This window comes from Phytopseudomonas seleniipraecipitans (assembly GCF_900102335.1).
GTDB lineage: Bacteria > Pseudomonadota > Gammaproteobacteria > Pseudomonadales > Pseudomonadaceae > Aquipseudomonas > Aquipseudomonas seleniipraecipitans.
The window spans coordinates 464,693-490,788 of the sequence record NZ_FNBM01000001.1; the positions used below are offsets into that span (position 1 = coordinate 464,693).

At 61.3% G+C, this 26,096-nt stretch carries 23 protein-coding genes; 12 read left to right on the top strand and 11 right to left on the bottom strand.

The window, feature by feature from the left end; genetic code table 11:
• Positions 1–196: 196 nt before the first annotated feature.
• A complete protein-coding gene (locus BLS60_RS02210) occupies positions 197–1,075 on the bottom strand; it encodes a LysR family transcriptional regulator (RefSeq protein ID WP_070883796.1) in 879 nt (292 codons plus the stop codon).
• Between the two features lie 168 nt (positions 1,076–1,243).
• On the opposite strand from BLS60_RS02210, the gene BLS60_RS02215 reads away from it, so the two are divergent.
• From BLS60_RS02215 to BLS60_RS02230, 4 genes are all read left to right on the top strand, one after another.
• Positions 1,244–2,626: a glutamine synthetase family protein gene (locus BLS60_RS02215; RefSeq protein ID WP_070883795.1), complete on the top strand. Its 1,383-nt coding sequence runs from the start codon at positions 1,244–1,246 to the stop codon at positions 2,624–2,626.
• A gap of 75 nt (positions 2,627–2,701) precedes the next feature.
• Entirely contained in the window at positions 2,702–3,979 is a 1,278-nt protein-coding gene (locus BLS60_RS02220) for an NAD(P)/FAD-dependent oxidoreductase (protein ID WP_092364148.1), read from the top strand.
• A gap of 206 nt (positions 3,980–4,185) precedes the next feature.
• A complete protein-coding gene (locus BLS60_RS02225) occupies positions 4,186–4,941 on the top strand; it encodes a gamma-glutamyl-gamma-aminobutyrate hydrolase family protein (RefSeq protein ID WP_070883793.1) in 756 nt (251 codons plus the stop codon).
• 167 nt (positions 4,942–5,108) lie between these two features.
• Positions 5,109–6,641, top strand: coding sequence for an APC family permease (locus BLS60_RS02230; protein ID WP_092364151.1), 1,533 nt, complete (start codon positions 5,109–5,111; stop codon positions 6,639–6,641).
• A gap of 299 nt (positions 6,642–6,940) precedes the next feature.
• On the opposite strand, the gene leuA is transcribed toward BLS60_RS02230, so the two are convergent.
• The 5 genes from leuA to xseA form a co-directional block, all read right to left on the bottom strand.
• Positions 6,941–8,617, bottom strand: coding sequence for a 2-isopropylmalate synthase (leuA, locus tag BLS60_RS02235; protein ID WP_092364154.1), 1,677 nt, complete (start codon positions 8,615–8,617; stop codon positions 6,941–6,943).
• Positions 8,618–8,951: 334 nt separating this feature from the next.
• Complete coding sequence (locus tag BLS60_RS02240) at positions 8,952–10,202, bottom strand: mechanosensitive ion channel family protein (RefSeq protein WP_092364157.1); 1,251 nt, start codon at positions 10,200–10,202, stop codon at positions 8,952–8,954.
• A gap of 224 nt (positions 10,203–10,426) precedes the next feature.
• A complete protein-coding gene (locus tag BLS60_RS02245) occupies positions 10,427–11,095 on the bottom strand; it encodes a glutathione S-transferase (protein WP_092364160.1) in 669 nt (222 codons plus the stop codon).
• A 102-nt stretch (positions 11,096–11,197) separates the two neighbouring features.
• The gene (locus tag BLS60_RS02250) at positions 11,198–12,019 is read right to left on the bottom strand and encodes a M23 family metallopeptidase (protein WP_092364163.1); all 822 of its coding nucleotides are present in this window, start codon (positions 12,017–12,019) and stop codon (positions 11,198–11,200) included.
• A 173-nt stretch (positions 12,020–12,192) separates the two neighbouring features.
• Positions 12,193–13,572 carry an exodeoxyribonuclease VII large subunit gene (gene xseA, locus BLS60_RS02255; RefSeq protein ID WP_092365280.1) on the bottom strand — a complete coding sequence of 460 codons (1,380 nt, stop codon included), beginning with the start codon at positions 13,570–13,572 and terminating at the stop codon, positions 12,193–12,195.
• 184 nt (positions 13,573–13,756) lie between these two features.
• Here xseA and BLS60_RS02260 point away from each other — a divergent pair, with 184 nt between their 5' ends.
• Both BLS60_RS02260 and BLS60_RS02265 read left to right on the top strand, forming a co-directional pair.
• Positions 13,757–14,509 (top strand): response regulator transcription factor, encoded by a 753-nt coding sequence (locus BLS60_RS02260; RefSeq protein ID WP_092364166.1) that lies wholly within the window; start codon positions 13,757–13,759, stop codon positions 14,507–14,509.
• Between the two features lie 29 nt (positions 14,510–14,538).
• Complete coding sequence (locus BLS60_RS02265; RefSeq protein WP_092365283.1) at positions 14,539–15,864, top strand: sensor histidine kinase; 1,326 nt, start codon at positions 14,539–14,541, stop codon at positions 15,862–15,864.
• Between the two features lie 156 nt (positions 15,865–16,020).
• On the opposite strand, the gene BLS60_RS02270 is transcribed toward BLS60_RS02265, so the two are convergent.
• Positions 16,021–16,920, bottom strand: coding sequence for a LysR family transcriptional regulator (locus tag BLS60_RS02270; RefSeq protein WP_092364169.1), 900 nt, complete (start codon positions 16,918–16,920; stop codon positions 16,021–16,023).
• A 255-nt stretch (positions 16,921–17,175) separates the two neighbouring features.
• Between BLS60_RS02270 and BLS60_RS02275 the strand changes: the two genes are divergently transcribed.
• Positions 17,176–18,132 (top strand): SDR family oxidoreductase, encoded by a 957-nt coding sequence (locus BLS60_RS02275; protein ID WP_244153360.1) that lies wholly within the window; start codon positions 17,176–17,178, stop codon positions 18,130–18,132.
• Positions 18,133–18,154: 22 nt separating this feature from the next.
• Complete coding sequence (locus tag BLS60_RS02280; RefSeq protein ID WP_244153343.1) at positions 18,155–19,522, top strand: NTP/NDP exchange transporter; 1,368 nt, start codon at positions 18,155–18,157, stop codon at positions 19,520–19,522.
• Between the two features lie 100 nt (positions 19,523–19,622).
• Here BLS60_RS02280 and BLS60_RS02285 read toward each other — a convergent pair whose 3' ends face one another.
• From BLS60_RS02285 to BLS60_RS21240, 3 genes are all read right to left on the bottom strand, one after another.
• Complete coding sequence (locus BLS60_RS02285) at positions 19,623–21,587, bottom strand: TonB-dependent receptor domain-containing protein (RefSeq protein ID WP_092365286.1); 1,965 nt, start codon at positions 21,585–21,587, stop codon at positions 19,623–19,625.
• 270 nt (positions 21,588–21,857) lie between these two features.
• A complete protein-coding gene (locus BLS60_RS21235; protein ID WP_143024564.1) occupies positions 21,858–22,262 on the bottom strand; it encodes a hypothetical protein in 405 nt (134 codons plus the stop codon).
• A 261-nt stretch (positions 22,263–22,523) separates the two neighbouring features.
• Entirely contained in the window at positions 22,524–22,865 is a 342-nt protein-coding gene (locus BLS60_RS21240) for a hypothetical protein (protein ID WP_143024565.1), read from the bottom strand.
• Between the two features lie 163 nt (positions 22,866–23,028).
• On the opposite strand from BLS60_RS21240, the gene BLS60_RS02295 reads away from it, so the two are divergent.
• Positions 23,029–24,072 (top strand): IS110 family RNA-guided transposase, encoded by a 1,044-nt coding sequence (locus BLS60_RS02295; protein WP_092364178.1) that lies wholly within the window; start codon positions 23,029–23,031, stop codon positions 24,070–24,072.
• A gap of 276 nt (positions 24,073–24,348) precedes the next feature.
• Here BLS60_RS02295 and BLS60_RS02300 read toward each other — a convergent pair whose 3' ends face one another.
• Positions 24,349–25,038: a competence protein CoiA family protein gene (locus tag BLS60_RS02300; RefSeq protein WP_143024566.1), complete on the bottom strand. Its 690-nt coding sequence runs from the start codon at positions 25,036–25,038 to the stop codon at positions 24,349–24,351.
• 147 nt (positions 25,039–25,185) lie between these two features.
• Here BLS60_RS02300 and BLS60_RS21930 point away from each other — a divergent pair, with 147 nt between their 5' ends.
• From BLS60_RS21930 to BLS60_RS21940, 3 genes are read left to right on the top strand one after another with little or no spacing between them, the layout of a single operon-like run.
• Positions 25,186–25,692 carry a phage integrase N-terminal SAM-like domain-containing protein gene (locus tag BLS60_RS21930; RefSeq protein ID WP_143024567.1) on the top strand — a complete coding sequence of 169 codons (507 nt, stop codon included), beginning with the start codon at positions 25,186–25,188 and terminating at the stop codon, positions 25,690–25,692.
• A gap of 2 nt (positions 25,693–25,694) precedes the next feature.
• Positions 25,695–25,922 carry a hypothetical protein gene (locus tag BLS60_RS21935; protein ID WP_167357630.1) on the top strand — a complete coding sequence of 76 codons (228 nt, stop codon included), beginning with the start codon at positions 25,695–25,697 and terminating at the stop codon, positions 25,920–25,922.
• Positions 25,919–26,074 carry a tyrosine-type recombinase/integrase gene (locus BLS60_RS21940; RefSeq protein ID WP_476742258.1) on the top strand — a complete coding sequence of 52 codons (156 nt, stop codon included), beginning with the start codon at positions 25,919–25,921 and terminating at the stop codon, positions 26,072–26,074. The genes BLS60_RS21935 and BLS60_RS21940 overlap by 4 nt, the downstream gene beginning before the upstream one ends.
• Positions 26,075–26,096 lie beyond the last annotated feature (22 nt).

Genomic DNA, 26,096 nt, shown 5'->3' on the forward strand with positions numbered 1-26,096 from the left:
CGATCCTCCACCGATACTTCCTCAAGCTTTGCGTCGGCGGGGCCAGAGACGCGCTTCAGATCGTTCCTCACGCTCCGCGTGGCACCGCCTTTTCAGGGCGCTCTGCGTCCGGTTTCCGGCAGGCCACACGCTGCGGATCAGGGCGCGGAGCGCCCAAGGCCGCGTTACCACGCGGAGCGTGGGAACGATCAACTGGCTATCGGCTGTTGAGGCGATCACGCAGCAACGGGGTGAGTTGATCGAACAGTGTCTGTACCGAGCGCAGGGCCAGGCAGTCCGGGCGGGTCAGCAGCCACAGGTCGGTGTCGCAATCGACCAGCGCTTCGCTGAGGCGTTCCACGCCGTCCAGGCTGTGGGCCATGAAGTCGGGCAGGGCGGCGATGCCGAGGCCCGCCTGCACCAGTGTGGCCACCGCCGACATGCTGCTGCAGCGGTAGCGCGGCACCAGGCTGGGGTAGACCTGGTGCCGCCATGCCACGGTGATGTGGTCGGGCATCGAATCGTCCGGCGCGATCCAGGGCGCTGATGTGGGCGCCTGCAGGAACAGTTCACGGTGCTCGGGGCGCCCATAGATGTAATAGGCGGTGTGCCCGAGCTGGCGGCCAACCAGATACTCGGGCGGGGCGTTGGACAGGCGCAGGGCGATGTCGGCGTCACGGCGGCTGAGGTTGGCGAAGGTATTGGTAGTCGCCAGTTCCAGCGACAGTGCCGGGTAACGGGGCATCAGATCGGCCAGGCTGGGCAGCAGCAAATTTTGTAATACCGCGTCGGTGCAGGTCAGGCGTACCGTTCCGCTAAGCACCTTCTCGCCATGCTGCATGGCAATGCGCGCGGCATCCAGCGCCTGCTCGGCGCGTTCCGCCTGTTCGGCCAGGGCCTGAGCGCTCTGAGTCGGCATGTAGCCTCGACGGCTCTTTTCAAACAACGCGACGCCGAGGCTGGCCTCCAGCTTGCGGATCGCGCGGAACACCGTGGAGACGTCCACATGCAGCTGTTCGGCAGCTCTTGCCAGGGAGCGCCCGCGGACCAGAGCGAGCACCAGGGCGAGGTCGGCATGGCTGATCTGATAGTGCATCGATGCAATCATGAATTGTCTGAATGCCAGTATCGGTTGCGTATGCGCCCACTTATACTCAGGGCGTTGCCTTGAATCAAATCCGCCTTGCGGATACCCAGAATAATGAGGCGCCAGGCTCGTGAGATGTCTTCCGCGGGCGCGCCGAACTAAAAGGAATGTTTTTCCATGACTTCGGTAACCCCCCGTGTCGTCCAGCTCAACGAGGCGAACACCTTTCTCAAGGATCATCCGGAGATCCAGTACGTCGACCTGCTGATCACCGACATGAACGGCATCGTGCGCGGCAAGCGCGTCGAGCGTGCCAGCCTGCACAAGGTGTATGAAAAAGGCATCAACCTGCCGGCCTCGCTGTTCGCCCTGGACATCAACGGCTCGACCGTGGAAAGCACTGGCCTGGGCCTGGACATCGGCGACTCCGACCGCATCTGCTACCCGATCCCCGACACCCTGTGCAAAGAGCCCTGGCAGAAGCGCCCAACCGCGCAGTTGCTGATGACCATGCACGAGCTGGACGGCAAGCCGTTCTTCGCCGACCCGCGTGAAGTGCTGCGCCAGGTGGTGGAGAAGTTTGACGAGCTGGGCCTGACCATCTGCGCGGCCTTCGAGCTGGAGTTCTACCTGATCGACCAGGAGAACGTGAACGGTCGTCCGCAGCCACCGCGTTCGCCAATCTCCGGCAAGCGGCCAATTTCCACGCAGGTCTACCTGATCGATGACCTCGACGAATACGTCGACTGCCTGCAGGACATGCTCGAAGCCGCCAAGGAGCAGGACCTGCCGGCCGACGCCATCGTCAAGGAAAGCGCCCCGGCGCAGTTCGAGGTCAACCTGCACCACGTCGAAGACGCCATCAAGGCCTGCGACTATGCCGTGCTGCTCAAGCGCCTGATCAAGAACATCGCCTACGACCATGAAATGGACTCGACCTTCATGGCCAAGCCCTATCCGGGCCAGGCGGGCAACGGTCTGCATGTGCACATCTCGCTGCTCGACAAGAAGACCGGCGAGAACATTTTCGCCACGGATGATCCGGAGCAGCATGCGCCGTTGCGTAATGCCATTGCCGGCATCCTCGACACCATGCCCGCGTCGATGGCCTTCCTGTGCCCGAACGTCAACTCGTACCGCCGTTTCGGCGCGCAGTTCTACGTGCCTAACGCGCCGAGCTGGGGCCTGGACAACCGCACGGTCGCCGTTCGTGTGCCGACCGGCAGCAGCGATGCTATCCGTATCGAGCATCGCGTGGCCGGCGCCGACGCCAACCCGTACCTGATGATGGCGTCGATCCTTGCCGGCATTCACCACGGCCTGACCAACAAGCTGGAGCCGGGCGAGCCGATCGAAGGCAACTCCTACGAGCAGCTGGAGCAGAGCCTGCCCAACAACCTGCGTGATGCGCTGCGTCAGCTGGACGACAGCGAAGTGATGAACAAGTACATCAGCCCTGCCTACATCGACATCTTCGTCGCCTGTAAGGAAGCGGAAATGCACGAGTTCGAAACGACCATTTCCGACCTCGAATACAACTGGTACCTGCATACGGTCTGATGGCCGAAAAGTACGTCGAGACCCGACCTGTCGGGCTCTTGAAGATTTGGCGCATTGCAGGTTAGGGAGTTGCACATGACTCAACACGTCGACAGTTACTACGCCGCCTCGCGCAACCCGCGGGTCGATTACCCCACGCTCGGCGAATCGGTCGAGACGGATGTCTGCGTCATCGGCGCCGGCTATACCGGCCTGTCCACGGCGCTGTTTCTGCTGGAAAACGGTTTTCGGGTGACCGTGCTGGAGGCCGCCAAGGTCGGTTTCGGTGCCTCGGGTCGTAATGGTGGGCAGATCGTCAACAGCTACAGCCGCGATATCGACGTCATCGAAAAGCAGGTCGGCGCGCGCCAGGCGCAGCTGCTCGGCGAGATGGCCTTCGAAGGTGGGCGCATCATTCGCGAGCGGGTCGCCAAGTACAACATCCAGTGCGACCTGAAAGATGGCGGCGTATTCGCTGCCATCACCCCCAAGCAACTGGGCCATCTGGAAGCGCAGAAGAAACTCTGGGAGCGCTACGGCCACACCCAACTGGAGCTGATGGACGAACGACGCATCCGCGAAGTGGTTGGCACTGACCGTTACATAGGCGGCATGCTGGACATGAGCGGTGGCCATATCCATCCGCTCAACCTCGCTCTTGGTGAAGCCGCAGCGGTGGCTTCCCTGGGCGGCGCGATCTACGAGCAGAGCCCGGCAACCCGTATCGACCGTGGCCCGCAGCCCGTGGTGCACACGCCGAACGGGCAGGTTAAGGCCAAGTTCGTGGTGGTGGCGGGTAACGCCTACCTGGGCGGACTGATGCCGGAATTGGCTGCCAAGTCGATGCCATGCGGCACGCAGGTACTGACCACCGAGCCGCTGTCGGACGAGATGGCGCACAGTCTGCTTCCCCAGGATTACTGCGTGGAAGACTGCAATTACCTGCTCGATTACTACCGCCTGAGCGCCGACAAGCGCCTGATCTATGGCGGCGGCGTCGTCTATGGCGCGCGTGATCCTGCAGACATCGAAGCGGTCATCCGCCCCAAGCTGCTCAAGACCTTCCCGCAGCTCAAGGACGTGAAGATCGATTACACCTGGACGGGCAACTTCCTGCTGACCCTGTCGCGTCTGCCGCAGGTGGGTCGCATCGGCGACAACATCTATTACTCCCAGGGCTGTAGCGGCCACGGCGTGACTTACACGCACCTTGCCGGCAAGGTGCTGGCCGAGGCGTTGCGCGGCCAGGCCGAGCGTTTTGACGCCTTCGCCGGCCTGCCGCATTACCCGTTCCCGGGTGGGCAGTTGCTGCGGGTGCCGTTCAGCGCTCTGGGCGCCGCGTACTACCAGCTGCGTGATCGCCTGGGGATTTAGCCTGTTGGTGGGAGGCGCTTTCGTAGGGTGGACAACGCTCTTTTTGTCCACCGTTGCAAGGGTGAACGGATCGGGGCGCGTAGGTGAAGCGTTAGCTACGCGCCCCGGCCCACCCTACGTAGCGCCCAATTTGTCGTTCTATCCCGAGCTTCACGAGCCGCTACAGGTTCGTGAACAGGCTTCAAGTCACATTGCGGAGAGTCAACATGTCCCGTATGCCTCTGATCGGCGTTACTGCCTGCCGGCAGCAACTTGGTAAATATGATTCGCATACCGTCGGCGACAAGTACGTCGAGGCGGCGGCCTATGCCGGCCTGCCGCTGGTGCTGCCGGCGCGCAGCACGCCGAGTGACCCGCATCAGTTGCTCGAGCAACTGGACGGCATCCTGTTCACCGGCTCGCCTTCCAATGTCGAACCGCGCCATTATCAGGGCGCGCCTAGCCTGGAAGGCACCCAGCACGACCCGCGCCGCGACGCCAACACCTTGCCGCTGCTGCGTCTGGCAATCGACAAGGGTGTGCCGGTGTTCTGCATCTGCCGCGGCTTCCAAGAACTCAACGTGACGCTGGGTGGCACCCTGCATCAGCGCGTGCAGGAACTGCCGGGCTATCTCGACCACCGTGAGCCGCAGCGCGACTCGGTAGCCGAGCAGTACGCGCCGCAGCACGCAGTTACCGTGCAGCCGGGCGGCGTGTTCGAGCGTATCGGGCTACCGGCGCAGTTCGAGGTCAACTCGCTACACAGCCAGGGCATCGACCGCCTGGCCGAGCGCCTGCGTATCGAAGCTAAGGCGCCGGACGGTCTGGTGGAGGCAGTGTCGATTCCAGACGCACCCGGCTTCCTGATCGGTGTGCAGTGGCACCCTGAGTGGCGCTTCACCGAGAACCCGGAGTCGCTGGCGCTGTTCCAGGCGTTTCGCGATGCCTGCCAGGCCTATGCCGAGAAGCGCCAGCGGGATTGATCGCTGGCGTTGCCTCCGGTGCAAGAGGACGTGCTGATGGACCATCACGGCGGCTCCATGCGCTCTGCGATGCGTCGCACCTTTCACTGGCAAACACGCTGAGTGCGCCCTGAGCCCCGCGCGGTTCGGGGCGCTCTGACGAACAATTACAACGATGGCAGAGGCTTATGAGTGAAACATCGACCGTTCAGGGAAACCCCGTAGCGGCTGCGACCCCGGTGGTTTCCGGCAAAGGCCTGGCGCAGGGCAAAGTGGGACTGCTGGCCTGTGTGGTGCTGGGCATTTCCACCATCGCGCCGGTCTACACGCTGACCGGCGCCCTGGGGCCAACCGTGCGCGAGGTCGGTGTCTACCTACCGGCGGTGTTCATCGTCGGCTTTCTGCCGATGCTGCTGGTGGCCCTGGGGTATCGCGAACTGAATGCGGCAGAGCCGGACAGCGGCACCTCGTTCACCTGGTCGGCGCGGGCCTTCGGGCCGATGATCGGCTGGATCGGCGGTTGGGGCCTGGTCACCGCCACGACCATCGTGCTCTCCAACCTGGCGGGCATTGCGGTGGACTTTTTCTACCTGTTCCTCGCCCAGCTGACCGGGCTGGATTGGCTGGCAGCGCTGACCCAGAACCTGCTGGTGAATATCGTCACCTGTTGCACCTTCATCGCCCTGGCGGTGTGGGTGTGCTGCCGGGGCATCGGCATGACCATGGGCGTGCAGTACACCCTCGTGGCGCTGCAACTGGTGGTGCTGATCGGTTTCGCGCTGGCCGCGTTTGCCGCCGCGCCAGCCAGCTCTCCGGTGGTCTTCCATCCCGAGTGGTTCAACCCGTTCAACATCGACTCGTTCTCTGCTTTTGCAGCCGGCCTGTCGCTTTCGATCTTCATCTTTTGGGGCTGGGACGTGTGCCTGACGGTCAGTGAGGAATCGGTGGGCAGCGAGAAGGTGCCGGGGCGCGCGGCGACCATCACCGTGCTGCTGATCCTCGCCCTCTATCTCTTCACCGCGGCCGCCACCCTGCAGTTCGCAGGTACCGGCGATACCGGCCTAGGCCTGGGCAATGCGCAGATCCAGGAAAACGTCTTCGCCCACCTGGCCGGCCCGGTCATGGGGCCGCTGGCGATTTTGATGTCCATCGCGGTACTGGCGAGTACGGCGGCATCGCTGCAATCCACCTTCATTTCGCCGGCGCGCACGTTGCTCGCGATGGGCTACTACCGGGCAGTGCCGAAGCGTTTCGCCAGCGTGCATCCGTTGTCGCAAACGCCGCGTTACGCGACCATCGCTGCGGGTATCGCCACTGCGGTGTTCTACGTGACCATGCGCACCCTGAGTGAAAACGTGCTGGCCGATACCATCACTGCGCTGGGCATGATGATCTGCTTCTACTACGCGCTGACCGCATTCGCCTGCGTCTGGTATTTCCGCCACAGCCTGTTCGACAGCGTGCGCCACTTCTTGATGCGCGGGCTGTGCCCGCTGGTGGGCGCGGTGATGCTGTCGATCATCTTCTGGCAGACCACCTTCGACAGCATGTCGCCGGACTTCGGCAGCGGCTCGCACATCGGTGGCCTGGGCCTGGTGTTCGTGATCGCCGTGGTGATTCTGCTGTTGGGCCTGGTGCTGATGTTCATCGCCCGCTGGCGCTCACCAGCGTTCTTCCTCGGTAACACCCTGCAGCGGCAGGTGAAGCCGGTACGGGCGTAGCCGTAGTCATCGAGCGCCGGCTGGCGCGAACGGAGGTGGCCCAGCCGTGACTAAGACGGTGCCACCTCCATTCGCCGCGGGATCACGGCTCCCTCGGGCGCTGCAATCGCGTAGGAGCGTCGCCCCCGGCGCGAACCAACGTAGCCATGCTGCAACATGGCGGTGCTACCACCACTCGCCGCGGGGTCGCGGCTCCCACGGACGCTGCAGTCGTGTACGAGCGTCGCCTCGGCGCCGATCTAGCGCGCTGATAATAAAAAGGGACGCCGAGGCGTCCCTTTTCCGTTCCAGCTTGGCCGTCAGGCTGCCTGGGTTTTTCCATCAGCCTGTTTCACCGCGCGGTTGAGCGCGCTGAACAGGGCGCGGAAGCTCGCCGTGGTGATGTTCGCGTCGATGCCGATACCGTGCAGCGGGCGCTGGCCGTCGAGACGGATCTCGATGTACGAGGCCGCCTTGGCGTTGGCGCCACCGCCGATGGCGTGCTCCTGATAATCCATGATTTCAACGGATACCGGCAGGCTCGACACTAACGCTTCCAGCGGGCCTTTACCGGCGCCGCGCCAGCTTTCCAGCTGGCCGCCAACTTGTACCTGAACCTCGACATTGCTGTCGCCGTTCTCTTCCTGCAGACGATGGCCTTTCAATTCGTAAGGCGCATTGGCCTGCAGGTATTCGCGCTCGAGCAGGCCGTGAATCTGCCCAGCGGTCATTTCCAGGCCCAGGCGATCGGTCTCGCCCTGAACCACCTGGCTGAACTCGATCTGCATGCGGCGCGGCAGGTTGATGCCGTACTCCTGCTCGAGCAGGAAGGTAATGCCGCCCTTGCCGGACTGGCTGTTGACGCGGATCACCGCCTCGTAATCGCGGCCGATATCGGCCGGGTCGATCGGCAGGTACGGCACTTCCCAGACCTGGCCTTCCTTCTGCTGGGCGAAGCCCTTGCGGATGGCGTCCTGGTGGGAGCCGGAGAACGCGGTGTGTACCAAGTCACCGACGTAGGGGTGACGCGGGTGCACCGGAATCTGGTTGCAGTCTTCGACCACCTTGCGCACGGCGTCGATGTCGGAGAAGTCCAGCAGCGGGTCGATGCCCTGGGTGTAGAGGTTCAGCGCCACGGTCACCAGGCAGACGTTGCCGGTGCGCTCGCCATTGCCGAACAGGCAGCCTTCGACACGGTCGGCGCCTGCCATCAGGCCCAGCTCGGTCGCCGCTACACCGGTGCCACGGTCGTTGTGGGTGTGCAGGCTGATCAGCACGCTGTCGCGCTTGTCGACGTGACGGCCAAACCACTCGATCTGATCGGCGTAGTTGTTTGGCGTGGCGTTTTCGATGGTCGCCGGCAGGTTGAGGATCAGCTTGTTCGCCGGAGTCGGCTGGAACACCGCGATCACCGCGTTGCACACCTCGACGGCGAAATCGATTTCGGTGGAGCTGAACACTTCAGGCGAATACTCGAAGCCCCATGCGGTGTCCGGCGCGGCATCGGCGAGACGCTTGATGGTCGCACCGGCGGAAACGGCAATGGCTTTGACGCCAGCCTTGTCCTGGTTGAAGACGATCTTGCGGAAGCTCGGCGCGCAGGCGTTGTAGTAGTGAACGATGGCTTTCTTGGCGCCCTTGAGCGATTCGAAGGTGCGCTCGATAAGGTCATCGCGGGCCTGAGTCAGTACCTGAATGGTGACGTCATCGGGGATGTGGCCACCTTCGATCAGCTCGCGCACGAAGTCGAAGTCAGTCTGCGAGGCGGACGGGAAGCCCACTTCGATTTCCTTCAGGCCCACATCCACCAGGCATTTGAAGAAGCGCATCTTCTTCTCGGCATCCATCGGCTCGATCAGCGACTGGTTACCGTCACGCAGGTCAGTAGACAGCCAGATCGGCGCCTGGTCGATGATCTTGTCCGGCCAGGTACGATCCGGAATGTTGATCGGGGTAAAGGCGCGGTACTTGTTCGATGGGTCTTTGAGCATGCTCATGAAGAATTCCTGAAGGCGAAGGCCGGCAACGGCCGTACTGATGCAAGAAGATAAAGAGGAAATTAACGGAGAGCGGGTTTGCCGACGTGCTTCACGCCAACAGACCCTAACGCAGTCGCTGAGCGACCAGGCAGAGGTTGGCGTGTTGCCGGAGCAGGATGAGGGTTTGCGAGATGTTCATGTGGCTAACCCTACCCAGTGAGGGGAAAGCTGGCAAGCCTGTCTTGGAAATTGGTAAAAACCACCAAGGGCTAATCCGTGGTGGTTTTTTATTGCGCTAATCCGATTTTTTGAGCGTCTGAATTGCTCCGGTCACTCTTGCGCTTTTTCCAGATCACTCTGGAGCGTGCAGCGCGGGGCGCAGTTCACGCATATCGGCACCGCTCGGGTGCTGGAACACGCGCAGGCCGAACTCCGGAAGGATCGCCAGCAGATGGTCGAAGATGTCCGATTGGTAACCCTCGTACGGCACCCACGCCACCGTGTTGGTGAAGCAGTACAGCTCCAGGGGCAAGCCATCGGCGGTCGGCTGCAACTGGCGAACGATCTGCGTCATGTTCTGATTGATGCCCGGGTGCTGGCGCAGGTAATGCTCCACATACGCGCGGAAGGTGCCGAGGTTGGTGACGCGGCGCGTGTTGGCCGGCTCCTGGGCGGCTTCGGCCAGCTCGGTGTTCCAGCTCAGCAATTCGCTCTGCTTGTTGCTCAGGTATTGGCCGAGCAACAGAAAACGCTGCAGATGGGCGATTTCCTCGGGGCTGAGAAAGCGCACGCTGGTTTGGTCCAGATACAGGGCGCGCTTGATCCGTCGGCCACCGGATTCCTGCATGCCACGATAATTCTTGAACGGGTCGCTGATCAGCCGCTTGGTCGGGATGGTGGTGATGGTCTTGTCCCAGTTCTGCACCTTGACCGTGTGAAGGGCGATATCGATCACGTCACCATCGGCATTCAGTTGCGGCATTTCGATCCAGTCACCCACCCGGACGATATCGCTCGACGAGATCTGCACACTGGCGACGAGCGAAAGCAGCGTGTCCTGGAAGATCAACATCAGCACCGCAGCCATGGCGCCCAGGCCGGACAGCAGGATCAGCGGGGAGCGATCGATCAGCGTCGCGATCATCAGGATGGTGGCAATGGCGTAGATGACGATGGTCACTACCTGGATATAGCCCTTGATCGGCTTCAGGTTCGCATTGGGGCGGCGCTGGTAGAGCGTGTTGACCAGGTTCAGCACGCCGCCAATCGCCAGGGCGATAGTCAGAATGATGAACGCGCTGCAGACGTTGTCCACCACGGTAACCACGGCGCTGGGCAGGTGAGGAACCACCTTGATGCCGCTGGCCAGGATCAGTGCCGGTACGATATTGGCCAGGCGGCGCACCACGTGGGAATCGGCCAGCGCCTTGTCCTGCCCCATAGCGGTCGAACGCAGCGCACGGTACAGGCCGCGCACCAGAATTCGCTTGACGATCCAGTTGGCCAGCCAGGCGCCGATCAACAGCACGCACAGGCTGATCAGGGTGTGCAATTCGGGGTAGTGCTGCAGCCACTCGACGGTGGACAGGTAGTGCTCTTTCATCGGTTCTCTCGCTTGCTTCATGACTGCCCGCGGCGAGGCTTGGATCGCAGCGGGCGCGTACCATAGCAAACCCAGGCTGCAGGCGGGCAAGTGTGCATCGTTGCAGCCCGGTCGGGCTTCAGCGCGGGCGATGCCAGCCGCGTGCGAGGGCTGCGCCCAGCGGCTGCCGGCGCGCTGGATGATTGCCTGTCAGTAAGGCCTGTCGCACTTTCCGGGCCGCGGCCTCAGTTGGCGTAGGCGTATTCCCCGCCTTTTTCCAGCGCGCGCCGGTAGGCGGGGCGGGTATGGATACGTTCCAGGAAAGCCTTCAGCAGAGGGCGACTGGCATCCAGACCGCCTCGCGAAGTGGCTGCCTCCAGTGGGAAACTCATCTGAATATCGGCAGCGCTGAATTGCTCACCCGCGAACCAGGTGCTCTTGCCCAGCTCGCCTTCCAGATAATCCAGATGCAGCTTCAGCTGTGGAGTGATGAAGGCATTCTTGACCTTCTGGGCGATGCCGCGGGCAACCGGTTTGACGAAGAAGGGCATCGGGCTGTTTTCCACCTTGTCGAACACCAGCTTGAGCAGCAGCGGCGGCATCGCCGAGCCTTCAGCGTAGTGCAGCCAGTAAGTGCAGCGCAGGCGCTCGGGACTGCCTGCGGGCGGCAGCAGATCGGGGCCATAGCGGTTGGCGAGGTAGTCGATGATCGCGCCGGACTCAGCCAGGGTCAGGTCGCCGTCGGTGACCACCGGTGACTTGCCCAGTGGATGCACGGCGCGCAGTTCTGGCGGTGCGAGCATGGTCTTGGGGTCGCGGTCGTAACGCTGGATCTGGTACTCCACGCCCAGTTCTTCGAGCAGCCAGAGGATGCGCTGCGAGCGCGAGTTGTTCAGGTGGTGGACGGTGATCATCGTGGCTCCTGCTGGGCGGGGAAGACGACTCCCCCTGCACAGCGCTGCGCTCGTGGAAGTCATCGGCAATCGTCACGTTATACACCAGTGCCCCGAATTGATTCAGGGCTTGAACGCACCGATGAAGATCGCCGGGTCGACCCGTGCATCGTTGAGGCTGACGTTCCAGTGCAGGTGCGGCCCGGTTGCGCGGCCAGTGGCGCCGACCTTACCGAGCACGCCGCCGCGTGGCAGCTCGTCGCCGACCTTCACGCCAATCTCCGACAGATGGCAGAACATGCTGATCAGGCCCTGGCCGTGGTCAACGAAAACCGTCTTGCCGTTGAAGAAATAGTCACCCACCAGAATCACCTTGCCCGCTGCTGGCGCCTTGATCGGCGTGCCACGGTTGGCGGCGAAATCCAGGCCTGAGTGCGGGTTGCGTTCCTCGCCGTTGAAGAAGCGGCGCAGCCCGAACGGGCTCGACAGCGGTCCGTTGACCGGCTTGTCGAACAGCAGATTGCTCGGCTGGCGAGGGCTGAACTGCTGGTAAGCGCGGGTCTGTTCGGCCAGTTCCCGCTCGATGCGTGCGAGGTTCTTGGCGTTCGGGTTGACTTGTTGCTGGTTCTTGATGGTGATGCGCTGTTCGACGTAGGTCTTGCTGCCCACCTGAAAGCTCAGGCGCTGGCCGCTCGACTCGATCTGCTGGGTGCCGGGTTTGACGCTCAGCGGAATGCCGACGATGGCGATCCAGCGCTGCCCATCTTCATGCACCACCAGCACCGGTTTGCCCTGGTAGGTAGCGCTGGGCGCACTGGCCGAGGCGCCGAGGTCGACCACGGCAACGCCACCGGGCACTGGTTTGTTCAGCAGACGGCTGATGAAGCCCTCGGCGTGAGCGGGCAGGGCGAGGCACAGGGTGAGCAGAAACAGCAGGGAGCGCATTGATTTTCCTTTTTATCGAGGCCTGAGAAGGGCTCTGTCAGGGTGAGCGTGGGCATTCTGTGAAAGCCCGGTATGGCTGCCATTCGCCGGCAAGCCGGCTCCTACCTGGGGATGTGGGTTCTCCGCATTGTGTAGGAGCCCGCCTGCGGGCGAGAGGAGGGCGGCCATGATGCTCAGTCCAGCAGCGAAAGTGTGGCGGGCGCGACGTGGTTGTCTTCAACGCGCACGTCCAGTTCGCCTTCGCCCAGGCGCGCCTTGAGGCGTTGCCCCGGCTGGGTGGCGGCTGCGCTGCGGATCGCCCGGCCACGGTCGTCGAGCAGAATGCTGTAGCCGCGGCCCAGGGTCGCCAAGGGGCTGACCACATGCAGCGTCTGCATCTGGCTGTGTAGCGCCAGACGGCGGGCCTTGAGGCCTTCATTCATGGCTCTGGGCAGGCGTTCGGCAAGGCTGTCGAGGCGCTGGCGCAGCAGCTTCAGATGACGGCCCGGGTGCTGGCCGGCCAGGCGTGCCTGCAACTGCGCCAGCTTGTGGGCACGCTGATTGACCTGCTGTGCATAGGCGCGGCGCAGGCGCATGTCGAGATCGTCGAGGCGCTGAGCCTGCTGACGCAGCCGCTCGCCAGGATGGCGCATGCGCCGGGTCAGGCCGTCGAGGCGCATGCGCTCGCGGGCCAGGCGGCCATTGATGGCCAGCGTCAGGCGGCGCTGCAGCACGGTAACGCGCTGCACCAGATCATCGCTGTGCGGGGCCAGCAACTCAGCCGCTGCAGAGGGCGTAGGGGCGCGCACATCGGCGACGAAATCGCTGATCGATACATCGGTCTCATGGCCCACTGCGCTGACGATGGGCGTGATGCAGGCATCCACGGCGCGCGCCACGGCCTCTTCGTTGAAACACCAGAGGTCTTCCAACGAACCGCCGCCACGGGCCAGGATCAGCGCATCGAAGCCCTGTGCGTCGGCCAGTTTCAGAGCGCGGACGATCTGCGCTGTGGCCTCGCGGCCCTGCACGGCGGTGGGAATCAGGCTTAGTTCGACCTGCGGCGCGCGGCGGCGAAACACGCTGATGATGTCGCGAATTACCGCACCCGTGGGCGAGCTGATGATGCCGATGCGCCGCGGGTGAGCGGGCAGGGCGCTCTTGCGCTCGGCGGCGAACAGGCCCTCAGCGCCGAGCTTCTCTTTCAAGGCCTCGAAGGCCAGGCGCAGCGCGCCATCGCCGGCGGGCTCCACGGCGTCGAGAATCAACTGATAGTCGCCACGGCCCTCGAATAGCGAGACCTTGCCGCGCACCTTGACCGCCAGCCCGTCGCGCAGCGCCTGGCGCACTTTGGCGGCGTTCTGCCGGAACAGTGCACAGCGCACCTGGGCTTGGCTGTCTTTGAGGGTGAAATAGATATGCCCGGAAGCCGGCCGTGCGAGGTTGGAAATCTCGCCCTCGACCCAGATGCCGCCGAAGACATCTTCGAGCAGCAGGCGTGCGCGGTTGTTGAGCTGGCTGACGCTGAGCACCTCGCGGTCGAGGTTCAGGCGTTGGAACGGGTCTTTGATCATGGCCGGCATGATAAGCCGAGGCGCGTGTGGCCGAAACCGTGTGTCAGCAAATGCAGCCGATGCCGCAAGCCGCTGTGTGATGTCACTGCAAGCGAGGCGGGCTCTCGGGTATTATCGGCATGCAAATGATTATCCTCTGCATAAGCAGCCCGAGCTGTACAGGCGGCGCCTGCCGCGAGCCATCATGAATCCACCGACTACACATTCCGCACCGCGCATTCTGGTGGTTGATGACCACCGCAAGATTCGCGAGCCGCTTGCCGTTTACCTGCGCAAGCATGGCTTCGACGTGCGCACCGCGGAAAGCGCCGAGGGCATGTGGCAGTTGCTCGAGGCGCAGCCGTTCGATGGGGTGGTGCTGGATGTGATGCTGCCCGACGGCGACGGCTTCGAACTGTGCAGCCGCTTGCACCGGCGCAATGGCGTGCCGGTGATTCTGCTCACGGCCCGTGACACCGCCAGTGACCGCGTTCGGGGGCTCGATCTGGGCGCCGACGATTACCTGACCAAACCCTTCGAGCCGCGCGAGCTGGTCGCGCGCATCAACAGCGTGTTGCGCCGGCGCGGCCCGTTGGGCAGTGTGCCCGCCACGGCCGAGCCATCGGTTCAGTCTGTGCAGCGACACTATCAGTTCGCCGGCCTGGCGTTCGCCAGCGGCAGTGGCAGTCTGAGTGATAGCAACGGGCAGGCGACCCGTCTGAGCACGGCAGAAGGGCGCTTGCTGCAGGTCTTTCTCGACCACCCGAATCAGGTGCTCGATCGCTCCCGACTGATCGACCTGACGGCTCGCCCGGACAGCGATGTGTTTGATCGCACCATCGACCGCCAGGTCAGCCGCCTGCGTCGCAAGCTGACCGACAGCGCCGGTTGTGACGACCTGCTGCGCACCGTGTGGGGCGGCGGTTACATGCTGGTCGCGGAGGTGACGCGCTCATGAGGTTGCTGGCGCGCCTGTGGCCGCAGCGGCTGGTTCATCAGTTGGCGGTGTTGCTGATCGTCGCGTTGCTGGCATCCCATGCTATTGCCGTCCTGCTGCTGCAGCGCACCGGCGCTTTGGTGCATCCGCTGTCCCGTGCCCAGGTACTGGAGCGCCTTGGTACCGCTTACCACGCGGCTGTGGAATTGAATCAGGGCGATGGCGAGCGCTTGCTGATATCGATGGGCGGCGTCGAGGCGCGTTTCTGGATCGCCGCCGAGGCGGATGTTCCGGGCTTCGAGATGCACCCGGAAGAGTTACGGCTGACCGCCGAGTTGGCCAATGAACTGCAGGCTCCTGCAGATCTGATCCACATGCAGCTCGAACGCATCGGCGGCGGGCCCGCTCGCGAAGATGTGCTGAGCCCCGCCGGCTGGGAGCCGTTGCGCCTGCGCAGCAGTATCAGGCTGCCGTCGGGGCAGTACCTCAATGCGTTGCAGCATCCATCCGGCGCCTATGAATGGAGCCGCCTGCTGGCGTACGCCTTGCCGGTGAGCATCGTGCCGATTCTGTTGATCCTGCTGTTCTTCATGGCCCGAGTGGTGCGCCCGTTCAGGACGCTGGCCGCGGCCACCGAGCGCATCAGCCGGGGTGAGCGCATCGCACCGCTGTCGCTGTTCGGCCCGCGCGAGGCGCAGGAACTGAGCCAGGCCTTCAACCTGATGCAGGAGCGGCTGGCGCGGCACGTGGAAGGGCGTACGCGGATGCTCGCGGCGCTCAGCCATGACCTCAACACGCCTTTGACCGAGCTGCGCCTGCAGCTCGAGTTGCTCGATGACGGCCCCTTGCGCGAGGACTTGCTCGACAGCCTCGACGAGCTACGCGCGATGGTTGCCGAGACGCTGGACTTCATCCGCGACGATGCCGTGCAGGAACCGACGGCGCGGCTGTCCTTGACCGGGTTGCTCGATGACTTGGCGCGGCGTTATCGCACCCTGGGTCAGCCGGTCAGTTGGCAGGCGGGGCCCGAGGTTTTCTGTCGTTGCCGACCGCTGGCGCTGAAGCGGGCGCTTACCAATCTGATCGACAACGCTTTGCAACACGGTGGTGATGCAGTGATCAGCCTGGAACGTACCGAAACGGGCGAGATTAGCCTGGAGATCCTCGACCACGGGCCGGGCATCGATCCCGGACGGCTGGATCAGGTGTTCGAGCCGTTCGTGCAACTGAGTGCGGAGAAAAGCGCGAGGGGGCTAGGCCTCGGTCTGGCCATCGCCCGCGCGTGCGTGCAGGCCCACGGTGGCGAACTGACCCTGGAAAACCGCCCGCCCGCTGGCCTTTGCGCGGTGTTGCGTTTACCCGTGGAGGGTCGTTGAATTGCGCCGCCAGGCTGCGCTCCGATCGTTCCTCACGCTCCGCGTGGGAATGCCTCCGCAGGACGCTCTGCGTCCAATCCGGGTGCAGTGGCGGGCTCGGAGCGCCCAGGGCCGAGTTCCCACGCGGAGCGTGGGAACGATCAAACATTGATGCGCTCAGCCTTGGTTTTCGGCCTTGAGAAAATCCACGAATGCCCTGAGCGGCGAGGGCACGTGGCGGCGGTCGTTGTAATACAGGTAGGGACCATCGAATGCCTGCCACCAGTCTTCCAGTACCGGCAATAGCGTTCCCTGCTCGAACAGTGGCCCGAGGTATTCCTCGAAGGTGTACATGATGCCCACGCCACCGATAGCGGCGCCCACTTCAAGATCCTGGGACGATGAGAGCAGCGGCCCTTGCGGCGGAACACGCACGACGGCACCGTCTTTTTCGAACTCCCACACGCCCAGCTTGCCGCTTTCGAAGCGATGACCGATCAAGCGGTGGTTGAGCAGGTCTCTGGGGTGCAGCGGTGTGCCGTATTTTTGCAGATAAGCAGGCGATGCGGCTGCCACGAAGCGCTGCCGGCGAGGCCCGATGGGCACCGCGATCATGTCCTTGGCGACACGTTCCTCATAGCGCACCCCCGCGTCGTAGCCGGCAGCGATGACGTCGATGAAGGTGTTGTCCATCGTCACTTCCACGCTCACACCGGGATAGCGTTCAAGAAAGGTGGGGATCAGCCGCGGCAGCACGAAGCGGGCAATCGGCACCGGGACGTTGAGGCGTAGCGTACCGACCGGGTGTAGCGCATCGTCATCGAGGTCGCTGAAGGCTGCGCCGATTTCGTCGAGGGCAGGGCGCAGCCGCTCCAGTAGCCGAGCACCCACATCCGTCGGAACTACGCTGCGCGTAGTGCGGTTGAGCAAGCGCACGCCCAGGTCGCTTTCCAGCCGGCGGACGCAATCGCTGATCGATGACGCCGACATACCACGCTTTTGCGCCGCTACCCGAAAGCCGCCGGCCTCCACGACGGCTGCAAACAGTGCGACATCCGTGAGGTTGGGCTGGCGCATGGCTGTGCTGCTCCGCAGAGAAAATTGGATTGTACGAATGGTCGTACATAGCGTCCATTTTTATACGGCTTATCGCAGGTAATTCCAGGGTGAACAATGCCTCACGTCGACGCATCGCTTCGCAGCGGCTCGTCAGATCATTACCTACGTGAGGATCGAACAATGACAAACACAACCCTGCAGATGAACCCATTGAGCGCCGTCAGCGCCGCCTGGCGCAAAGGTCTGGCAACCGTTGGCCTCGCCCTCAGTTGCATGCTGGAAACGGGTGTCTCCAGCGCCCAGAGTCAACCAAAACCGGATTGGAGCCTGGCTGACATGCCCTCGCAGAGCGGGCGTATCTTCCTCGTTACCGGCGGTACCAGCGGCATGGGCTATGAAGATGCCAAGGCCCTTGCAGCGGCTGGTGCCGAGGTGGTGATTGCCGCACGCAACCCAGAGCGCGGCAAGGAAGCCATTGCCCGCATCAAGCAGGAAGTTCGGGGTGCCCAGGTGCAGTTCGAGGCGGTCGATCTGGCTGATCTGGCGTCGGTCAAAGCGCTGGGCGAACGCCTCAATGCGACCTTGCCGCGCCTCGATGGCCTGATCAATAACGCCGCCGTGATGGCGCCCCCAGAGCGAGCCACTTCAGCAGATGGCTTCGAGCTGCAACTGGCCACCAACTATCTGGGACATTTTGCCCTGACTGGCCATGTGCTGCCGCTGCTGCGCAAGAGCAACTCCCCTCGTGTCGTCACGCTGTCCAGCATTGCGGTCGGGCGCGGCAGCATCAACTTCGCGGATCTGCAGTCCGAACAGGCCTACAACCCTTACGCATCCTATGCCCAGTCCAAACTGGCCGTTCTGATGTGGGCCTTCGAACTGCAACGCCGCAGCGAGACGCAAGGTTGGGGCATCCAGAGCATTGCCGCGCACCCAGGTGTTGCCGTGACCGAGCTGATCAAGCGTGGCCCAGGTCTGGATAGCGACTTTGGACGCGAATGGGCCAAGGATCGCGAGCGCTATCACTCCGCTGCCCAAGGCGCATTGCCGACCCTGTATGCAGCCACTGCGCCGAACGCGCGGGGCGGTGCTTACTACGGACCGATCGGTGAGGAGGAGAAGCGTGGGCCGCTGGGCCTGGCTACCGTACCAGCCGCGGCGAAGGACGCCGAAGCAGCGGCCCGTCTGTGGCAGGTAGCCGAACAGTTGACCGGTGTCAGCTACCGTTGAGCCTCGCGGCAGGAGTGTCATCATGCTCTCAGCAACTCTGGTGCGGCGCCTCGGCGTCGCCATCAACGCCGAACGCCACGAACTGAGTCCTGCACTTGCGGGGTTCGCCCTGTTTTTCTGCCTGTTCTCCGGCTATTTCATGCTGCGGCCCATTCGTGAGTCGATGGGCATCATGGCAGGTATCGAGAACCTGCAATGGCTGTTCACCGCCACCTTTGTGGTCATGCTCGTGGCTGTGCCGCTGTTCGCCTGGCTCAGCTCCCGTGTGCCACGCATCCACTTCGTCGACTGGGTCTACGGATTCTTCTGCCTGAACCTGCTGGCCTTTGCCGGGCTGTTTCAGCTAAGCGATGACAACGTCTGGCTGGCGCGGGTGTTCTACGTGTGGATCTCGGTCTACAACCTGTTCGTGGTGTCGGTGGCCTGGAGCTTGATGGCCGACGTGTTCGACGGGCATCAGGCCAAGCGGCTGTTCGCCTTCATCGCGGCTGGCGCCAGTGTTGGCGGCCTGGTCGGCCCGGCGATGAGTGCGCTGCTGGTCGGCGTGGTTGGCGAGTCCGGGTTGATGCTGCTGGCTGGCGTACTGCTCGGCATCGCCCTGGCGCTCAAGGCACCGCTGATGCGCTGGCGGGAGGTCGGCGGTGCTGGCAGGCCGGGCGCTGCATTGACGGAGAGCACTCGCAAGCCGGTGACGGGCAATCCATTCAGCGGCCTGACTCGTGTTCTGCAATCGCCTTACCTGTTGGCGATCGCCGGCTTCGTGGTGCTGCTCGCGACCGTGACGACCTTTCTGTACTTCGAGCAGGCGCGCCTGGTGGCTGAGCGCTTTCCTGACCGCGAGTCGCAGATCCGCGTATTCGGCATCATCGATGTGATCGTGCAGGCTGGCGCCTTGCTGTCGCAGTTGTTCATCACCGGGCGTATCGCTCAGAAACTGGGTGTGCGCATGTTGTTGGCGATCGTGCCGATATTGGTCTGCGTGGGCTTTATCGGACTTGCCCTGGCGCCGACGTTCGCCATGTTGGCGGGGCTGATGATCGTCAGGCGCATTGGTGAGTACGCTTTCGTCAGGCCTGGGCGTGAAATGCTCTTCGCGCCGCTGGATGCCGAGAGCAAATACAAGGCGAAGGGCTTTATCGACACCGTCGTCTATCGGGCCGGCGATGCGATTAGCGGTTGGGTGAAGAGTGGCCTGGATATGCTCAGCCAGGGCGCAGTGCTGGTGGCAATCGTGGGTGCGCTCTGCGCATTGGTCTGGGGAGCACTCGGCTGGTACCTGGGCAGGCAGGCCGACGAGATGAGCAAACGCGCCACGCCGGAGGCGAAAGAGGGGACGAGGTGGTGCTTGCCAGTCACTAATGATCGTTCCTCACGCTCTGCGTGGGAATGACTTTGCAGGACGCTCCGCGTCCGACTCAGGTGCGGAAGCGGGCTCGGAGCGCCCGGGGTTGCGTTCCCACGCGGAGCGTGGGTACGATCAGCACATCAGATCAGAAGTCCAGCGACGCGCCCAGCCAGTAGGTACGGCCATAGTTGACCGTGCCGTCGTCCTCGTCGTTAAGGCGTTTGTTGCCCAGGTTGTAGACGGCCGAGTTGAGTGTCAGGTTCTGCGTCAGCTTGTACGAGCCACCGATGTCGGCAGTGGTGTAGGCGCGGGACGATTGGCCGGTCAGCGTGGCGCCATATTCCTCGCCGCTGTAGTTGGTCGCAGCCCAGGCCAGGGTTCTGTCGTTGATGTCCCAGTCGGCACGCAGGCTCGCCTTGCGCTTGGGGGTCAGCGACAGTGGCCGGCCCTTGTCGACGCCGCTTTTCTGCTCGGAATCCAGATAGGTGAAGTTACCTTTGATCGCCACGTTGGCCAGTGCCTGCCAGCTGCCGCTCAACTCCAGACCGCGGATCACCGCTTTGTCCACGTTGACTCGCTCCATCACCGTCAGGCCCTGCCACTGTTCGGCGGTGGTGACGGTGGACAGCTTGTCCTTGAAGTCGTTGTAGAACAGCGTGGCGCCGGCCGACAGGTCGTCACGGTTCGACCACATCGCGCTCAGCTCGTAGTTGGTGCTGCTCTCGGGCTTGAGGTTGGAATTACCGAACTGCACGAAGCGGTTGCGGCGCACCACGGCGTAGTCGTCGATCACTGCGCGCAGTTCGGGCGCCTTGAAGCCGCGGGCCACGCCGCCTTTCAGCGTCCACTCGTTATTCAGGTGCCAGACGCCATAGACGCGTGGGTTGATGTGACTGCCGTACTGCTCGTGATGATCCAGGCGCACGCCAGTGGTGAGGGCGAAGTCGTCAGTGATCGACCATTCGTCTTCGGCGAACAGGGCCTTCTGCACCACCGAGTATTCCTCGTTCTCGCGCTCGCGGGCGGTGCCGCGATTGGCCTGGTTCCAGTCGGTCAGCGTGGCTTCGTTCCACTGCACGCCGGTGGTGGTGACGTGGTAGTCGGTTGGAATCACCAGTTTGCCGTCCAGCACGCGGTTGCGGATCTCCGGCTTGCGCCCGAACACGTCGGCCTGCGCCGGGGTCGCCTTGCCCTCGCGGCTGGTGGTTTCCTCGGCGAAGGACAACGTCGAATCCGCCCAGCCCCAGCGACCGTCATGGGTCAGCGACCAGTGATCACGGCTGTTCTTCTGCTCGCGAGTCGACCAGTTGGCGCTCAGGCCATCGCCATTCTTCAGGCGTGAGGCGCCGGCTTCGAGCAGAAATTCATGGTTCTCGCTCGGCGTCAGGGCCAGGCGCGCGGTCAGGCTCTTGTTGTCGGATTTGGCGAAGCCTTCGTTGGCTTCGGCGTTGTCATCGGCCTGGCGGTCGAGGTAGTTACCCCACACCTGCAGGCCGAGCACCTCGTTGATCAGCGGGCCATTGAGGTAGAACTGGGTGTTGCGGGCATTGCCTTGGTCGCTGTTCGGCCGTGCCGAATAGTCGTAGGACACATTACCCCCCCACCCGGGCGACACCTTGCGGGTGATGATATTGATCACCCCGCCGATGGCATCCGAACCGTACAGCGACGACATCGGCCCACGCACCACTTCGATACGCTCGATGGCCGCCGCCGGCGGCACGAAGCTCTGCTCGTAGCCCCGGTTGCCATTGACCCGCGAATCCCGCCCGCTCTGGCGTTTGCCATCGACCAGGATCAGCGTGTAATCACCCGGCATGCCACGGATCTGAATATCGGTCTCGTTGGCACCGCCGTTGACCACCACGCCCTCCACATTGCGCACCGCATCGGCCAGGTTCTGCACCGAGCGTTTGCGCAGGTCATCACCACTGATAACCGTGACCGACGCCGGAGCATCCTCCAGGTTCTGGGCAAAGCCGGAGGCGGTCACCACCATATCGTCCAGCTCGACCGTGTCGGCCTGGGCGAGGGCGCTGCCAGTGGCCAGGCATAAAGTCGCCAGGCGGATCAATGTGCCGACAGGGCGGCGAGGGAAGGGCGCGTGCATGGAATAGTCCTTACGAATCGTTTGCAGGCGCGAATCGTATGCATCCATGGCGGGGAAGGTTGGACAAAGTGAGACAGCGGGAGCGCGGTGCTTGGGAACTTGAAAGGCCTGTGAGAAAGCACGCGCCCTGTAAGCGCGTCGGATTTTGCACTTGTGCGCGGCTTTTTTGGCATCACGTATTAGGCATAACGTTTGGTTAAGGGCGGGCCTTAGTTCGTCCCAGTGAGCGCAGCGAACGATCGGGAGCTATTTATTAGACTTTAGAACGTGCTAGCTAAGAAAGTAGCTATTTAGTAACGCTATCGAGGTCGGTATTTTGTATGAAATCCAGCATGCGTTTACGATAACAATAAACCTTGCTGCTAGTGAAGCTGATTTGCTAGCGGTATTTTTTGCGCAACGTAAAACAGAAATAAGACAATATATAAAATAGATAAGATATGCGCTGACAATAACTGTGATTGCCAAAACTAAAAAATACTCTGTTGATACACCCATGAGGCTTGCCATTTGTGAGGGCAGCCTATTGGATGAGGCAACTTTCAATACAGTTAATGCCGTGATTGTAAAAGCAAAGCCTCCCAAGAAGTACAGGATCCAAAATGCTTTCCATAGAGGCTGGCTGCCGCTCAAAAAGCTGTTTTTATGGGCTTGCGACATTGGTGAGGCTTTCATGAGTATCACCTGACGTTTAGTTAAGAGGCGGGCTTTAGCCCGTCCTAGTGGGCGTAGCGACAATTGTTATGTTTTTTAACGGCTTGCTATGTATTTGTTCAGCGCCCCTTCGAGGGCTAGAAGCTTTTCTTTTTCATCGTTCCAAAGCACTCCGTAATCACGAATTCTTACCTTAGGCATGAATAATAATTGCTTCATAATTAGAATTTCTTCGCTCGGGTGGATTTGTCTAGATAAAATTGCAAGTTCTCTATCTAGGCTTTAAGCGACTTCATATAGCTCTTCTTTTTCCTCGCCCATTGAACTGGTTGTTCTATCTAGAAATTCGCAGCACAAAATCGAGACTTTTTCTTGGCAGGCAAGCAGCCGCTTTAGAGTAGACTCACCTTTAGATTGGTGTTTCCAATTGCTTAGCGCAAGATAGGCAATATACACCGCTGCAACTGTCCCGGCTCCACTTAAAAAAGCTCCAAACTCAACTAGGCGTAGCCGGATTAAAGTCGCTGCATTCTGATCGAAGAATTCGCAATAAAAGTATCCGCCCAGTAAAAGTAAAAATATAAATAGAGCCGCATATTGCGATATTAACTTTACTAGTTTCAAGCTGCAGACCTCGCTTTTCAGGAAAGAACATAACGTTTGGTTAAGGCGCCGGCTTTAGCCGGTCCCAAGTGAGTGAAGCGAACGACTTGAATGCTGTAATGGACTCTCCTCGCACCACCGTTCTATACCGAAAACGGTGTTGACTGAAATTGGGAGAGCCGCGATGAAGCGTATAGCTGTTGATTTGGCCAAGTCCGTTTACCAGGTTGCCGAGAGTGTCCGTTCCGGCAAGGTGGTGCAGCGCAAGCGGCTGAACCGGGAGGCGTTCAGGCGATATATACAGGAGCAAGCCGAGCCGGTCGAGTGGGTGATGGAGGCCTGCGGCACGGCGCATTACTGGGGGCGTGTGGCACAGTCCCTCGGCCATCAAGTAAGGCTGCTGCACCCACGCTATGTACGGCCTTACCGCCGTCGCAACAAGACCGACCGTAATGACTGCGATGCCATGCTGGAGGCGGCGCGCTGCAAGGATATTTATCCCGTCCCTGTGAAAACTCACGAGCAACAATTGCTGCAGCAGCTGCACGGGCTGCGTGAAACTTGGAAAAAAAGCCGTACCCAGCGCATCAACCTGCTGCGCGGTATTTTGCGCGAAGCGGGTATCGAAGCCCCAGCGTCTGGCGCCGCGTTTATCCGAGCAGCCCACGAGCTGGTCGACCGCCCAGAGCTCGCGCCCTTGAGCGCTCTACTGCATATCGTTCTGACAGAAATAAACCTCTACGAACAATGCATGGCGGAATGCGAACAGCATCTCAAGCGCTGGCATGCCGACGATGACGTGGTGAGCAAGCTGGATGAAATCAGCGGTATTGGCGTACTGACGGCCAGCGCTCTGACAGCGGCTGTCGGTAAACCTGAGCGCTTTGCCAATGGTCGCCAGCTCAGTGCGTGGCTGGGCATGACGCCGCGAGAGTTCAGCAGCGGCGACCGCCGCAAACTGGGCCATATCAGTCGGCAAGGCAATGTCTATGTGCGCACATTATTTATCCATGGCTCCCGAGCAGCCTTGCTCGCCGCGCAACGCTGCCAAACCCGCACGCCGGAGAAATTGACCCAGTTACAGCGCTGGGCAGTCGAGACGGCAGCACGGATCGGGCACAACAAAGCGGCCGTGGCCCTGGCCAACAAACTGGTACGGATCTGCTGGGCGGTGTGGTGCCACGAACGGCGTTTCAGCGGTAACTGGCAGAGTACAAAGCCCGCCTGACGGCGGAGTAATCAGCAAGAGCAAAAGGTGAATGGTTTCTTGTGGTAGTGGTGAGTAGCAGCACTGTCGGAACAGGCGAGTCCTGCAGCGGAATAAGGCCGATAACAATCATGATCTTCGTGATCGATTGAACGCTTGGCCACCGCTGCGCGAACTACAGAATGGCCAGGGCCAAGCGCCCATCACAGGCCGGATATACGAATGCAACCGCGCTGACGACAGGTGCATAAGAAAGGCTTTGCTCACTGCTTGTGGGGAGAGTCCATATACGCATTGTTAGGCTAAGCCCTGCAATATATTGAGCGCTCCACCTTGAAAGCCACGGAATTGGGCGCGCGCAACACTATCTATGTATTGCATAAAGAATTGTTCCTTAGGGATATACTTACAATACATCTCTGCTTTGTGTATCCAGCAGTGGAGTAGCTTGTCATTGCGCTGGTTAAATTCAAGGTACAGGTGTGTGTCTGGTGTTTTCGCTATGTCCCATAGCCAAGTTCTTTTAGGCTTCCAGTCGGCTTTGAATTGACCTTTTTGCTTAGTGGGGGCCAGAAAAAATCTTTTATTCCAGAATTCTTGGATGTCAACCACCCATATCATTCGCTTATTGGATTGCTTAAAGTAAAAGTCTGTTCTGTCTCTTACGTCACGTATATCGATAATGCTTCTTTGGATTTCAATTATCGTGTCGTTGCTTCCGAGTATGTCGGCTCTATGTTCTCTTTGTTGACCCATAACAACTTCGCAGTGGGCTTCATCAATGAGCTCCTTCCAGGAAAGATGCCAGTCTGATTCCGGCTCGTATCCTGGCGGTAGTTTTGGTTGCCCACCAATATATGCCCAAAACTGTCTAATGGCGCCTACATGCGCTTTAACATCAAGCCCTGTCCAAGGGCACTTTCCGATCTCTCCGCGACCTGCTATCTCGGCTCGTTTGCGTTCGTTGTCATGGATGGCGATTAACATCTTGCTTGGCCTAACTATAATTAGACGACATTGCTGTCGCATAATATCCGACAGCATGTCGGATAACGTTCCTTGTTGTCGCGCATTTCCTTGTCTAGTGTGAGGTAGATCGCAGTAAGCGCGACATCACTCAGGGAGCAATACGACATGGATGACGGCAAGCCAAAATTGCTGGTGCAGGTGCGCGAGCAGATTCGGGTTAGAAATTATTCGATTCGTACCGAGTCTGTCTATGCCGAGTGGGTGAAACGTTATATTCGCTTTCATCACTATCGGCATCCTGCCGAGATGGGCGGTGCGGAGATTGAGGCTTTTCTGACCCATTTGGCGGTTGCCAGGAATGTGTCGGGCTCTACGCAGAATCAGGCGTTGGCGGCACTGTTGTTTCTCTATAAGCATGTTCTGGATGTGCAGCTGCCCTGGCTTGATGACATCGTCCGCGCCAAAAAGCCAAAGCACTTACCCGTGGTGCTGACGCGTGATGAGGTGGCCAGGGTGCTGGCAGAGATGTCTGCGGTGCAGTGGATTGTGGCAAGTTTGCTGTATGGCGCCGGGCTGCGGTTATTGGAAGCATTGCGTCTACGCGTCAAGGATGTTGATTTCAGCCGTGGTGAGGTAGTGGTGCGCGACGGCAAGGGCAGAAGGATCGCGTGACCATGCTGCCGCAACGTGTGGTGTTGCCGTTACAGGCGCATTTGCAGACGGTCGCGGCTTTGCACCGTAGCGATTTGGCTGAGGGCTTTGGCCGAGCAAACCTGCCGTTTTCTCTTGCGCGCAAGTACCCCGAATGCCGCGGCAGAGTGGGGTTGGCAATTTGTGTTTCCGTCAGTCAGTCGCTCGCAAGATCCGCGTTCCATGGGGATATTTCGTCATCACTTGCATGAGAAAATCTTTTGCCACGCATTTGTTGGAAAGTGGTCAGGACATTCGCACGGTGCAGGAGCTACTGGGCCATGCAGATGTGAAGACAACGCAGATCTATACCCATGTGCTCAATCGCGGTGGGTTCGCGGTGATCAGCCCGCTTGACCGGTAGAGGCAGGTTTCGCTGTGGGGGC